We start from the raw sequence: 13,180 nt of genomic DNA on the forward strand, positions 1-13,180 counted from the left end.
GGCGGGGGCGGTGCGGGCGGTGGCGGCATGTGGGGCGCGACCGGCATCACCCGCCTGTTCGGCGCGGAGATGGGCGGTCAGATCGCCTGGCTGCTCCCGGCGGCGTTCCTGCTGCTCGCCGTCGGGCTGTGGTGGACGCGTCGCGCGCCGCGCGCGGACGCGTTCCGGGCCGCGCTGGTGCTGTGGGGCGGCTCGCTGGTCACCACCTTCCTGACCTTCAGCTTCATGCAGGGGATCTTCCACCCGTACTACAACGTGGCGCTGGCGCCGTATCTGGCGGTGCTGGTGGGCCTCGGGGCTGGGCTGGTGTGGGAGCGGCGCGGGCAGTGGGCCGCGTCCGGGATCGCGGCGGGGGTCGTCGCGGTGACGTGCGTGTGGGCGTACGTGCTGCTGGCGCGGAGCGCGGACTGGCTGCCCTGGCTGCGCTGGACGGTGCTGCTGGTCGGCCTGGCGGCGGCGCTGGCGTTGGCGTTCGGGCCGCTGATCGGCCGTCGGCTCTGGGCGGCCGTGGCCGCCGCGGCGGTGCTGGCCTCGCTGGCGGGCCCGGCGGCGTACAGCGTCGAGACGGCGGGCACGGCGCACAGCGGTTCGCTGCCGTCGGCCGGACCGTCCGTGCAAGGCGCGGGCTTCGGCGGACCCGGCGGCGGGCCGGGTGGCGGCGGCTTCCCCAGCGGAGCACGCGGCGGCACGCGCGGTGGCCTCTCCGGCGGGATGCCGAGCGGGATGCCGGGCGGCCAGGGCTTCGGGGGCGGTCAGGGCTTCACGGGTGGTCAGGGCGGCTTCCCCGGCGGCGGCGCCCGGCTCGGTGGCATGCCCGGCGGCGGCAGGGGTGGCATGGGCGGCGGCGGTGGCGCGGGCGGGCTGCTGGACGGCAGCAAGCCGGGAACCGCGCTGACGGCGCTGCTCAAGCAGGGCGCCTCCGGCTACACCTGGGTGGCCGCGGCGGTCGGCTCGCAGAACGCGGCCGGGTACCAGCTCGCGAGCGACGCGCCGGTCATGGCGATCGGCGGCTTCAACGGCACCGACCCGGCGCCGACGCTCGCGCAGTTCGAGAGCCTGGTCCGGGCTGGGAAGGTCCACTACTTCCTCGGTGGCGCGCTGACCATGGGCGGCGGTGGCGGTGGCGGTGCCGGCGGTGGCGGCGGCAGCAGCACCGGCGGCTCGTCCGACTCGGCGCAGATAGCCTCGTGGGTCGCCAAGACCTACAGCTCCACGACCGTGGACGGGGTCACCGTCTACGACCTGACGAAGGCGAAAAGCTAGCGCGCCTGTCGGGAATCTTTGATGACAAACGCGACAATGCGGACAGAAGCCGATCGCCGTCCACAGTGAAGGTCGCCGTCATGGAGTTCCCGGCCGCCCGTCGCCTCGTCCCCGTCGTCGCCGCTGCTGCCCTGCTGGCGCTCTCCGCGTGCACCGGCAGCAGCGGTGGGGGGAGCGCGAAGTCCTCCGACCAGGGCACCGCCGCCCCGGCCCCGAGCGTCAGCAACGACCTGCAGACCGACTACGAGAACACCGTCAAGGCGGTGCTGCCGTCGATCGTGCAGATCAACGCGGAGAACAGCCTCGGTACCGGGATCGTCTACGACACCAAGGGCGACATCGTCACCAACGCCCACGTCGTCGGCACCGCCACCAGCTTCCAGGTGCTGCTGTCGGACCAGTCCAAGGCGCTGGCGGCCACCCTGGTGGCCAGCTATCCGGCCAACGACCTGGCGGTCATCAAGCTCAGCAGTCCGCCGTCCAAGCTGACGCCCGCGGTGTTCGGCGACACCTCCAAGGTGGACGTCGGGCAGATCGTGCTGGCCATGGGCAGCCCGCTCGGGCTGTCGTCCAGCGTCACCCAGGGCATCGTCTCGGCGACCGGGCGGACCGTCAGCGAGGGCAAGTCCGAGGAGAACCCGCAGGGCACGACGATCCCGAACATGGTGCAGACGAGCGCCGCGATCAACCCCGGCAACAGCGGCGGAGCGCTGGTCAACCTCTCCAACCAGGTCATCGGCGTCAACACGCTGGCCGCCGTCAGCAACGGCGAGAGCGGGGCGCAGGCGCCCGGCATCGGCTTCGCGATCCCGGCCTCGTCGGTGACCAACCTCGCGGACCAGATGATCAAGTACGGCAAGGTGGTCGACTCCGGCCGCGCGGCGCTGGGGGTCAGCGTCCGGACCGTGATCGTCACCAACAGCAACGGCAGCCAGACCTCCGGGGCCGGGGTGGTGACGGTGACCAGCGGCGGACCGGCGGACAAGGCGGGGATCCAGCCCGGCGACGTGATCACGCAGCTCGACGGCCAGGCGGTGGACAGCTCGCAGGCGCTGTCCACGGTGCTGGCCACGCTCAAGCCGGGCCAGCAGGTCCCGGTCGTCTTCCTCCGCGACGGAGCGTCCAAGACGGTCCAGGTCACCCTCGGGACGCTGCAGTAGCGGCCCGGTCTGGCTGCGCGCGAGGATGACGTGCACAACTCCTGACGGATCGTCAGATTGCGCGTAGCCTGACCGGCATGGAGAGCTTCCCCTGGATCATTTCGGTGGACGACCACACCGTCGAGCCGCCGCACGTGTGGCAGGACCGGCTGCCCGCCAAGTACCGCGAGCTCGGCCCGCGTATCGTCCGGGCCCCGCTCGCCGAGATGACCTTCGTCGGCGGGCGGTTCGCGCCCAGGATGGGCGAGCCGGGCAGCGACGGCCCGCTCGCCGACTGGTGGGTCTACGAGGACCTGCGCCGCCCGCTCACCCGCCTCGACACCGCCGTCGGCTACCCCCGCGAGGAGGTGCGACTGGAGGCGATCACCTACGAGCAGATGCGCCCCGGCTCGTTCTCCATACCCGAGCGGCTCGCCGACATGGACGTCAACCACGTCCAGTCGGCGCTCTGCTTCCCGACCTTCCCGCGGTTCTGCGGCCAGACGTTCACCGAGGCCAAGGACCACGAGCTGGGCCTGCTCTGCATCCGCGCCTACAACGACTGGATGGTCGAGGAGTGGTGCGGCCCGGCCGCGCGCGGGCGGATGATCCCGCTCGGCATCGTGCCGCTGTGGGACGCCGAGCTCGCCGCCGCCGAGGTGCGGCGCAACGCCGTGCGCGGCGTGCGCGCCGTCTGTTTCAGCGAGATCCCCCCGCACCTGGGCCTGCCCAGCGTCCACACCGACGCGTGGGACCCGTTCCTGCGCGCCTGCGAGGAGACCGGGACGGTCATCGCCATGCACATCGGCAGCTCCTCGCGGATGCCCTCCACCTCGGCGGACGCGCCGCCCGCGGTCGGCTCCACCATCACCTTCGCCAACTGCTGCTTCTCCATGGTCGACTGGCTGATGAGCGGGAAGTTCGACCGCTTCCCCGGGCTGAAGATCATGTACGCCGAGGGGCAGATCGGCTGGATCCCCTACATCCTGGGCCGCGCCGACGTGGTCTGGGAGGAGAACCGCGCCTGGGGCGGCGTCGCCGACAAGGTGCTGACCCGTCCCAGCGAGCTGTTCGCAGGGCACGTCTACGGCTGCTTCTTCGACGACCCGCACGGCCTGCGCAACCTCGACGCGATCGGCGCCGCCAACGTCCTGTACGAGACGGACTACCCGCACTCCGACTCCACCTGGCCGCGCAGCCGCGAGGTGGCCGAGGAGCAGATGGGCCACCTGGAGGCCCCCGTGGTGGAGCAGCTGGTGCGCGGCAACGCGATCGAGCTGCTGGGCCTGACCCCCGAGGGGCTGTGGGCCGACGCCGAGGGGGTGGCCGGTGGCTGAGTTCGGGATCCAGCTGCCCGTCCAGGCGCAGAGCACGATGTTCGTGGAGCCCTGGGAGACGCAGGCGGGGCCGGCGGAGCTGGCCGCCGTCGCGCAGGCCGCGGACCGGCTCGGCTACGCCTACGTGGCCTGCTGCGACCACGTCGCCATCCCGCGCCGGCTGGCCGGGCCGATGGGCGCGACCTGGTACGACCCGGTCTCCACGCTCGGGTATCTGGCCGCGCTGACCACGCGCACCCGGCTGCTCTCGCACGTCGCCGTCGCGCCGCTGCGGCATCCGCTGCTGAGCGCCAAGCAGTACGCGACGCTGGACCTGCTGAGCGGCGGGCGGCTGGTCCTCGGCGTCGGGGCGGGGCACGTCCAGGAGGAGTTCGAGACGCTCGGCGTCGACTTCCACCGGCGCGGCGAGATCCTGACGGAGACCATCGCGGCGCTGCGTGTCGCGCTGACGGACGAGTACCCGGAGCACGCCGGGCCGCGCTTCCCGTTCCGGGACCTCGCGGTCAGCCCGCGTCCGGTGCAGGCGCCGCCGCCGATCTGGGTCGGCGGCTCCTCCGCGGCGGCGGTGCGGCGCGCGGCCGCGCACGCGGAGGGCTGGCTCTCCCAGGGCGACACCCTGGAGACGCTGCCCGCCCAGCTGGAGCTGATCCGCTCGGTGCGGGAGCGCGAGGGGCGGTCCGCGGGTGGCTTCGTGGTCAACGCGATCGTCCCGCCGCTGTACGTCGGCGAGCCGGGCTGGGACATCGGCCGCAGGTCGGTGTCGGGCAAGCCGGAGCAGCTGGCGGAGCTGCTGCGTCGCTACGTCGCGGTCGGCGTCACCCACGTGCAGCTGCGGCCGCGCAGCCGTGACGTGAAGGAGTACCTGGCGCAGCTCGAACTCGTCGCGACGGACGTGCTGCCGCTGGTGCGAGAGGTCGCGTGAGGTCTTCCCTTGTGCGGGCTCGCCCAGCAAACTGACGATCCGTCAGTTTCCTGCGAGGGGAGCCCGCACCATGAGCGAGAGCACCGGCCGGCTGGCCGGCCGTACCGTCCTGATCACCGGGGCCGCCCGCGGCCAGGGCGAGGCGGAGGCCCGTCTCTTCGCCGCGGAGGGCGCCCAGGTGCTGCTCGGCGACGTCCTGGACGACCTGGGCGAGTCGCTGGCCAAGGAGCTCCAGCTGGAGCTCGGCCAGGACCGGGTCCGCTACCGGCACCTCGACGTCGGCCGCGAGGAGGACTGGGCGGCGGCCGTGGAGACGGCGGTCTCCGCCTTCGGCAAGCTCGACGGCCTGCTCAACAATGCCGGCATCCTGCGCTTCAACGAGCTGGTGGGCACGCCGCTCGACGAGTACCTGGCGGTGGTCCGGGTCAACCAGGTCGGCTGCTTCCTCGGCATGCGCGCCGCTGCTCCCGCGATCGAGGCCGCGGGTGGCGGGACGATCGTCAACACCGCCTCCTACACCGCGCTGACCGGGATGGCGCTGCTGACCTCCTATGCGGCCACCAAGGGCGCCATCGTGGCGATGACCCGGGTGGCCGCGCTGGAGCTGGCGCCCAAGGGCATCCGCGTCAACGCGATCTGCCCCGGAGCGGTGGACACGCCCATGTCCGATCCCGCGAACGCCTTCGCGGGCGCGGACGGCGCGCCGGCGCTCAGTCCGGAGGACGCGGCCGCGATCGCGGCGGCCACGGCGGAGCTCTACGGCAAGGCCGTGCCGCTCGGCCGCATCGGCCGCCCGGAGGAGATGGCACGCCTGGCGCTCTTCCTGACCTCGGCGGACTCGTCCTACATCACGGGCCAGCCGCTGGTCGCCGACGGAGGCTGGATGAGCGGCGTCTCCATCGGTTGACGCCCCGTCGGCTATTGACCGCGATCGGTGCCGGTGCGAGAGTCGGACACGCAATCTGATGGATCGTCAGATATGGATTGGTGACCCATGGAGTTCGGTGTCTTCATCCAGGGCTACGTGCCCGGAAGTCGCTCCCAGGCCGACCCGGAGGCCGAGCACAAAGCCCTGATGGAGGAGATGGACTACGTCGTCCAGGCCGACAGGGCGGGCTTCAAGTACGCCTGGCTCACCGAGCACCACTTCCTGGAGGAGTACTCCCACCTCTCCGCCAACGACGTGGCCATCGGCTACCTCGTCCACGCCACCGAGCGCATCCACGTCGGCTCCGGCATCTTCAATCCGCTGCCCCGGGTCAACCACCCGGTCAAGGTGGCCGAGCGCGTCGCCATGCTGGACCACCTCTCCGGCGGCCGCTTCGAGTTCGGCACCGGCCGCGGCGCGGGCAGCCACGAGATCCTCGGCTTCCTCCCCGACGTGACGGACATGAACGCCACGAAGGAGATGTGGGAGGAGACCATCGGCGAGTTCCCGAGAATGTGGCTGCACGACGAGTACCCGGGCTTCTCCGGCAAGCACTGGTCGCTGCCGCCGCGCAAGGTGCTGCCCAAGCCGTACGGCACGGCGCACCCGGCCATGTGGTACGCCGCGGGCAGCCCCGCCTCGTACGAGATGGCGGCGCGCAAGGGCCTTGGCGTGCTCGGCTTCAGCGTGCAGAAGGTCTCCGACATGGAGTGGGTCGTCGAGAGCTACAAGCACGCGGTCCGCGAGGCCGAGCCGGTCGGGGCCTTCGTCAACGACAACGTGATGGTCACCTCCACCGCCGTCTGTGCCGAGACGCGCGAGGAGGCCCGGCGCCTGGCCGCCCGCGGCGGCCTCAACTACCTCCAGTCGCTGCTCTTCCGTTACCACGACACCTTCCCGCGGCCCGAGGGCATCCCGGAGTGGCCCGAGCTGCTGCCGGAGTACAGCGAGGAGCTGATCGACCTCCTCGTCGCCGAGGAGCTGCTGATCTGCGGCGACCCGGACGATGTGCTGCGCCAGTGCAAGCGCTGGGAGTCCGCCGGAGCGGACCAGCTCGTCTTCGGCCTGCCGGTCGGCCTCTCCCCGGCGCAGACGGCGCAGACGATCCGTCTGATCGGCGAGCACGTGATCCCGAAGATCGACACCGATCCGGTGCACCGGACCACCCGTTTCCGGCAGGCGGCGTCCTGAACCTCCGAAGGGGCACTGACACCATGCTCGACCACCTCATCAAGGGAGCGACCCTCGTCGACGGCACCGGCGCCCCGGCGCGCGCGGCGGACGTCGGCATCAGGGACGGGAAGGTCGCCGTGATCGCGGCCGCGGGCGCCTGCGCGGAGCCCGCCGCGCAGACGGAGGACGCGACCGGGCTCGTGCTCACGCCCGGCTTCGTCGACCCGCACACCCACTACGACGCCCAGCTGTTCTGGGACCCCTTCGCCACGCCCTCGCTCGGCCACGGCGTCACCACCGTCGCCGGGGGCAACTGCGGGTTCACCCTCGCGCCGCTCAACCCGGCGCGGCCCGAGGACGCCGACTACACGCGGCGGATGATGGCCCGCGTCGAGGGCATGTCGCTCGCCGCGCTGGAGGAGGGTGTGCCGTGGGGCTGGTCGAGCTTCGGCGAGTACCTCGGCGCGCTGGAGGGCAGGATCGCCGTCAACGCGGGCTTCATGGTGGGCCACTGCGCGCTGCGGCGCCACGTCATGGGGCCGGACGCCGTCGGCGGACAGCCCACGCCGGAGCAGCTGGCGCAGATGGTCGCGTTGCTCAGGCAGGCCATGGCGGACGGTGCGTGGGGTCTGTCCACCACCCAGTCCTCGACCCACTCCGACGGGGACGGACAGCCCGTGGCCTCCCGGCACGCGGGGCGCGAGGAGCTGCTCGCCCTGTGCCGGGCGGTCGGTGAGGCGCCGGGCACGCAGATCGAGGCGATCGTCGCCGGATGCCTGGACCGGTTCGCCGACGAGGAGATCGACCTGCTCGTGCAGATGAGCGCGGTCGCCGGGCGCCCGCTCAACTGGAACGTGCTGACCGTCGACGCCGCCGTCCCGGACCGCGTCCCGCGCCAGCTCCTCGCCTCCGAGCGGGCCCGCGCGGCGGGCGGCCGGATCGTCGCGCTGACGATGCCGATCCTCACTCCGATGAACATGAGTCTCGGCACCTTCTGCGCGCTCAACCTGATCCCCGGCTGGGGGCCGATCCTCGGGCTTCCGGTGCCGGAGCGCATCGAGCAGTTGCGGCGTCCCGAGGTGCGCGAGGAGATGCTGCGCCGTGCCGACAGCCCCGAGGCGGGCGTCTTCCGCCGCCTCGCCGACTTCGCCCGCTACGTCGTCGGCGACACCTACTCGGCGGCGAACGCCGGTCTGACGGGCCGCGTCGTGCGCGACATCGCCGCCGAGCGGGGCCAGGACCCGTTCGCGACCCTGGTCGAGATCTGCGTCAACGACGAGCTGCGGACCGTCCTGTGGCCGATGCCCACCGACAACGACCCGGCCAGCTGGCAGCTGCGCCAGGAGACCTGGCAGCACGAGGACGTCCTGCTGGGCGGCTCCGACGCCGGCGCGCACCTGGACCGGATGTGCGGCGCGCCGTACACCACCCGCTTCCTCGGCGACTGCCTGCGGCGGCGGCAGCTCGTGCCGCTGGAGCAGGCGGTGCGGATGCTGACGGCCGATCCTGCGGAGCTGTTCGGCCTGCGCGACCGGGGCACGGTCGCCGTCGGCCACCATGCGGACCTGGTCCTGTTCGACCCGGAGACGATCGACGCCGGCCCGGCGACGCTCGTCCACGACCTCCCGGGCGAGAGCCCACGGTTGGACTCCCGCCCGGAGGGCGTGATCGCGGTGCGGGTCAACGGCGTCGAGACGGTCCGCGAGGGCAAGCTGACGGGCGCGATCCCGGGGACGCTGCTGCGGTCCGGCCGGGACACCCGGACGGTGGCCACGCGGTAGTCACGCGGTAGTCACGCGGCAGGCAGGCAGGCAGGCAGGCAGGTGGCGGGCGGCGGGCGGCGGGTCAGCGGAGCAGCGTGCGGGCCATCCCGCGACGCACCGCCGCCAGCCCCCGCACCACCTGCGTCGTCAGCAGCACCAGCAGGATGCCCGCCACGCACGTTGCGGCGATCTCCGGCACGGTCGAGAGGTAGTGGCTGTGGCCGTTGTTCTCCCACAGCCTGTAGCCCGGCCAGCCCACGTAGGTGGGGAAGACCCACTGGTACAGCGGGTACAGCGCGGCGCAGATGCCGACGCTCCACAGCGTCACCGCGAGGGTGAAGCCCAGCACGCCCATCGGCAGCAGCAGGAACGCGTACAGCGCGGCACGCCAGTTGGCGCCATTGGCGAGCATCCCGCGGGTCCAGCCCAGGAACCCTGGGCGCGGCGGCGCCACCCGCTCCGGCGCGGGAACGTCCTCCCCGAGCAGCGCCCGCGCCCTGGCGCGCTCCATCGCGGCGAAGCCGCGCGCCCCGCCGACGCAGGCGACCAGGACCGGGAGGCCGAGGAAGGTCATCACGGTGCCGACGCCGAAGCAGAACAGCGTGATGACGTAGCTGAAGGAGAGGACCCCCAGCGGCAGATCGAGTATCAGGTGCAGGGTCTCCCGCCAGGTCCGGCCTGTGAGGATCGCGGGGGTGCTCATGCCGCAGCTGCCTTTCGCTCGTCGCGTTGGTCCGGTGACCTTCCGGCTTCCAGCCTGCCGGGCGCGCGCCGCGAGGGCACTGGGGCGTCTCGGTGTCCTGAGGGTGGGGACAGCCCTACCGGAACCTGTCGACAGTCCCCGGACACAGCGATACCTCCGCCGTGTTCGAACGGAGGTACCGTGACCGGGGGTTCAGCTCACTACTTGTTCGCGCCCAGGCAGAGGACCAGGTCGGAGCTGTCTCCGCCGGTCTCGGTGTAGGCCGCCTCGTAGCCGGGGACAGCCGTGCACTGGTGGTAGTCGCTACCGTCGATGACCTTCAGCACCTTGAACGTGGCAGCCGAGTTCGAGCAGCCGATGACGTGGACGTCCGGGTTGGCGTCGGTACCCGAGTTCTGCACGCAGTCGCCGACCTTGGCGGTGTCGGGCGCGCCGGTGACCTGGTCATACACGAACCAGGCCGCGAACAGCAGGACCACGACGCCGAGACGGATCAGCAGCTTCTTGCCGAAGCCACCGCCGCGCTTGGCCGACTTGGGGGCCGGCGGGGTGGCGTAGCCGGTGGCCTGCGGGGCCGCGTAGCCCTGCGGCGGGACGCCCTGGTTGGGGCCCGGCTGGCCGGGGTAACCCTGGGGCGGGACGGTCGCGTTGGGCGCGGCGTAGGGGTTCTGCGGGGCCTGGCCGTCCTGCGGGGTCTGGTACGGGTTCTGCGGCGTCGTCACGGTTGGGTTCCCCCGAGTCTTCTTGAGCGTGTGTTCGATACGAACGCCGCAGCCTAGTGATCTCCGGTGATCACTAGGCGACTCGTGCGGGGGGCGAGACCCAACCGACGCTGTACAGCTCCTTAACCGTGATGAACATCTGCTCAAAGTCGGCGAATCAGGCGGAATCTGACGCCTTCCGGGTATGCCAGGGCAGTTCCGCGGTGACGACGGTCGGCCCGCCGAGCGGGCTGCGCACCACGAAGACGCCGTCCACGGCGCGGACGCGTTCCGCGAGGCCGGCCAGGCCGCCGCCGGGGAGTTCCTGCGCGCCGCCGGTGCCGTCGTCGCGGACCTGGAGCATCAGCCGGTCCTGGGAGCGCCAGATCTCCACGCTCGCGCTGTCGGCGCCGGAGTGCTTGGCGGCGTTGGTGAGCAGCTCGCTGACGGTGAAGTAGGCGATGCCCTCGATCGCCGAGGCCGGGCGCTGGTCCAGCTCCACGTCCACCCGGACGCCGCCGGGCAGCGGGCAGCGGGCGGCGACCGAGGACAGCGCCGCGTCCAGACCCCGGTCGGTGAGCACCGCCGGGTGGATGCCCCGGGCGAGGTCGCGCAGCTCCTGGAGGGCCAGCTTCACCTCGTTGTGCGCGCCCTCGACCATGCGCGCGGCCGCCTCCGGATCCTCCGTCAGCTTCTCCTTGGCCAGACCCAGGTCCATGGCGAGGGTGACCAGCCGCGCCTGCGCGCCGTCGTGCAGGTCGCGCTCGATCCGGCGCAGGTCCGCCGCCGCCGAGTCGACGACCGTGCCGCGGTCGTCCTCCAGCTCGCGGACCCGCTCGGTCAGCCGCCCGGGGGAGAGCAGCGAGCCGACCAGCGCGCGGTCGACGGAGGAGAGACCGTGGACGACCCACGGCAGCAGCGGGAACAGCACGACCGAGGCGACCACGGTGACGGTGAAGGCGAGGATGCCCCAGGGCAGCATGACCAGGCAGTAGAGCGCGGTCCGCCAGGCCAGCCCGTCGCCCAGGGTCGCGAAGACGCGCTGCATGGCGCCCGCCTTGCGCGGCTGCACGGGCGGCGGCTCCGGCACGTCCTCGCCCAGCAGCGCGCGGGCGCGCGCCCGCTCCACCGCCGAGAAGCCGCGGAGCGTCACCAGCACGGCGAAGAGCAGCCAGAAGCCGACGACGGTGAAGAGCAGGCCGATGCCGAGCGACAGCAGCGCCACCGTGAGCGCGAAGGCGAGGATGCCGATCGGGAGGTCGGTCAGCAGGTGGACGACCTGGCGTCCCAGCCGCCTGTCGAAATGGGGGCGTCGCGCTGGACGGTTCGGCTCATTCATGGACCCAAGCCTGACCGCTCGCGGGCTCCGCACGCCATGGGGAAGGGCGGACACCGGGGGTAGGGACAGCCCTACCCCCGGCTTGGGAGAGCGGTTCCGTCCTGGTTCACGGCCCCCGTTTCGAACCCGCGTCGAGCCCGGGTGGAGCCCCGGCCGAAGCCCTCTTCGCGCCCGCCTGTGCAGGCAGGGACCGCCCATAAGGTGGGCGCGGTTCACAGGTCGAAGCCGCTGGGACCTAGACTCCTGCCCCGTAAAGGCAAGGATTGCGTTAAGACCCACACAACCCACCGAACCGCGGGCGACCCAGACGGAGGAGACCGACCATGCAGGCCGTGCAGGCACTGGCGGCATCTCGTACGGGATACTTCCACGCCTATTCCGTCGTCGGTCTGATGGCGCTGATCGGGGTCCTGTTCGTCGGCACGGCCTTCACCGCCAACCGGCTGCTGCGGCCCTTCGCGCCCACGCCGGAGAAGCTGCTCGCCTACGAGTGCGGTGTGGACCCGGTGGGGGAGGGCTGGGCGCAGACCCAGATCCGCTACTACGTCTACGCCTTCCTCTATGTGATCTTCGCGGTGGACGCGATCTACCTGTTCCCCTGGGCGACGGTCTTCTCCGCGCCCGGCTTCGGGACCGGGACGCTGGTGGAGATGGGCGTCTTCATCGGCTTCCTCGCGGTCGGTCTGCTCTACGCCTGGAAGAAGGGCGTCCTGGAATGGTCGTGAACCTCGGAACCCCGGACCCCTCGCGCCCCGGTCCCGGCGGCGCTCTCGAAGTCCGCAAGCTCGGCCCGCTGGCCCGGATGGCGCCCGACCCGATCAAGGTCGTGCTGAACTGGGGACGCCGCTACAGCCTGTGGTGCTTCAACTTCGGCCTGGCCTGCTGTGCGATCGAGTTCATCGCCGCGTCCATGGCCAAGCACGACTTCATCCGGCTCGGCGTCATCCCCTTCGCGCCCGGTCCGCGCCAGGCGGACCTGATGATCGTCTCCGGCACGGTGACGGACAAGATGGCCCCGGCGGTCAAGCGGCTCTACGAGCAGATGCCCGAGCCGAAGTACGTCATCTCCTTCGGCGCCTGCTCGAACTCGGGCGGCCCCTACTGGGACTCCTACTCGGTGACCAAGGGCGTCGACCAGATCATCCCCGTCGACGTCTACGTCCCAGGCTGCCCGCCGCGGCCGGAGGCGCTGCTGCAGGGGATCCTCAAGCTGCAGGAGAAGATCGCCCGCGAGTCGCTCGCCGCGCAGTACCCGGCAGCGGCACCGTCCGCCTCCGTGCTGTCCCGCCCGCTCGTGCAGGGGCCGACCGGCGAGGGTGGTGACGCCTCGTGAACGTCGAGGAGACCGCTGCCGCGATCGGCCCGTGGGCCACGGCGAGCGAGGCGTACGAGCTGCTGACGGTGGACGTGCCCGCCGAGCACTGGATCGACGCGCTGACGGCCTGCCGCGACGGCCTCGGCCTCGCCTACCTCGACTGGCTCTCCGCCGTGGACGAGCTGGCCGAGGGCTTCTCCGTCTGCGCCCACCTCGTCCACGCCGGCGCCGGTCCCGTCCGCCGCCTGCTGCTGCGCACCCGCGTCCCGCGCGACGCCGCGGCGCTGCCGACGGCCGTGGCCGTCTACGCAGGTGCGGCCTGGCACGAGCGCGAGACGTACGAGATGTTCGGCATCGGCTTCGAGGGCCACCCGCATCTGGTCCCGCTGCTGCTGCCGGACGGCTTCGAGGGCCACCCGCTGCGCAAGGAGTTCGTCCTGGCCGCGCGCGTCGCCAAGGCCTGGCCCGGTGCGAAGGAGCCGGGCGAGTCCGATCACGCCCCCGCGGAGGGCGCGCGTCGTCGCATGCTGCCCCCGGGCGTCCCGGACCCGAACGAGTGGGGCCCCCTCAAGGGCACGCTGCCGCCCGCCCCGGAAC

Annotated in this window: 13 protein-coding genes; 10 read left to right on the forward strand and 3 right to left on the reverse strand. The window is 72.1% G+C overall.

What is annotated here, in order from left to right:
- From TR49_RS45840 to TR49_RS27125, 7 genes are all read left to right on the forward strand, one after another.
- Nucleotides 1-1,263: mannosyltransferase YkcB-related protein (locus TR49_RS45840; RefSeq protein ID WP_500808190.1), on the forward strand; the 1,263-nt coding region annotated here is incomplete at its 5' end.
- A gap of 80 nt (nucleotides 1,264-1,343) precedes the next feature.
- Nucleotides 1,344-2,423: a S1C family serine protease gene (locus TR49_RS27100; RefSeq protein ID WP_042386473.1), complete on the forward strand. Its 1,080-nt coding sequence runs from the start codon at nucleotides 1,344-1,346 to the stop codon at nucleotides 2,421-2,423.
- Between the two features lie 77 nt (nucleotides 2,424-2,500).
- Nucleotides 2,501-3,739 carry an amidohydrolase family protein gene (locus TR49_RS27105; RefSeq protein ID WP_042386419.1) on the forward strand — a complete coding sequence of 413 codons (1,239 nt, stop codon included), beginning with the start codon at nucleotides 2,501-2,503 and terminating at the stop codon, nucleotides 3,737-3,739.
- 37 nt (nucleotides 3,740-3,776) lie between these two features.
- Nucleotides 3,777-4,661 carry a TIGR03619 family F420-dependent LLM class oxidoreductase gene (locus TR49_RS27110; RefSeq protein ID WP_084725491.1) on the forward strand — a complete coding sequence of 295 codons (885 nt, stop codon included), beginning with the start codon at nucleotides 3,777-3,779 and terminating at the stop codon, nucleotides 4,659-4,661.
- A 70-nt stretch (nucleotides 4,662-4,731) separates the two neighbouring features.
- The gene (locus TR49_RS27115; RefSeq protein ID WP_042386423.1) at nucleotides 4,732-5,568 is read left to right on the forward strand and encodes an SDR family NAD(P)-dependent oxidoreductase; all 837 of its coding nucleotides are present in this window, start codon (nucleotides 4,732-4,734) and stop codon (nucleotides 5,566-5,568) included.
- Nucleotides 5,569-5,655: 87 nt separating this feature from the next.
- Nucleotides 5,656-6,780: an LLM class flavin-dependent oxidoreductase gene (locus TR49_RS27120; RefSeq protein ID WP_042386425.1), complete on the forward strand. Its 1,125-nt coding sequence runs from the start codon at nucleotides 5,656-5,658 to the stop codon at nucleotides 6,778-6,780.
- Nucleotides 6,781-6,803: 23 nt separating this feature from the next.
- Complete coding sequence (locus tag TR49_RS27125) at nucleotides 6,804-8,543, forward strand: N-acyl-D-amino-acid deacylase family protein (RefSeq protein ID WP_042386427.1); 1,740 nt, start codon at nucleotides 6,804-6,806, stop codon at nucleotides 8,541-8,543.
- Between the two features lie 64 nt (nucleotides 8,544-8,607).
- Here the strand turns inward: TR49_RS27125 and TR49_RS27130 are convergent, their stop codons facing one another.
- The 3 genes from TR49_RS27130 to TR49_RS27140 form a co-directional block, all read right to left on the reverse strand.
- Complete coding sequence (locus TR49_RS27130; protein WP_052434672.1) at nucleotides 8,608-9,228, reverse strand: sensor domain-containing protein; 621 nt, start codon at nucleotides 9,226-9,228, stop codon at nucleotides 8,608-8,610.
- Nucleotides 9,229-9,428: 200 nt separating this feature from the next.
- Entirely contained in the window at nucleotides 9,429-9,950 is a 522-nt protein-coding gene (locus tag TR49_RS44030) for an LppU/SCO3897 family protein (protein ID WP_042386429.1), read from the reverse strand.
- Nucleotides 9,951-10,107: 157 nt separating this feature from the next.
- Nucleotides 10,108-11,268: a sensor histidine kinase gene (locus tag TR49_RS27140; RefSeq protein WP_042386431.1), complete on the reverse strand. Its 1,161-nt coding sequence runs from the start codon at nucleotides 11,266-11,268 to the stop codon at nucleotides 10,108-10,110.
- Nucleotides 11,269-11,591: 323 nt separating this feature from the next.
- On the opposite strand from TR49_RS27140, the gene TR49_RS45845 reads away from it, so the two are divergent.
- The 3 genes from TR49_RS45845 to TR49_RS27155 all read left to right on the forward strand — a co-directional run.
- Nucleotides 11,592-11,993, forward strand: a complete 402-nt coding sequence (locus TR49_RS45845; RefSeq protein ID WP_042386434.1) for an NADH-quinone oxidoreductase subunit A — start codon at nucleotides 11,592-11,594, stop codon at nucleotides 11,991-11,993.
- Entirely contained in the window at nucleotides 11,984-12,601 is a 618-nt protein-coding gene (locus tag TR49_RS27150) for an NADH-quinone oxidoreductase subunit B (RefSeq protein ID WP_042386437.1), read from the forward strand. Before TR49_RS45845 ends, TR49_RS27150 begins: the two co-directional genes overlap by 10 nt.
- On the forward strand, nucleotides 12,598-13,180 hold a 583-nt coding region (locus tag TR49_RS27155), incomplete at its 3' end, for an NADH-quinone oxidoreductase subunit C (protein ID WP_042386438.1). The genes TR49_RS27150 and TR49_RS27155, both read left to right, overlap by 4 nt.

Origin of the sequence: Streptacidiphilus melanogenes (genome assembly GCF_000787835.1) — a bacterium.
Classification (GTDB): domain Bacteria; phylum Actinomycetota; class Actinomycetes; order Streptomycetales; family Streptomycetaceae; genus Streptacidiphilus; species Streptacidiphilus melanogenes.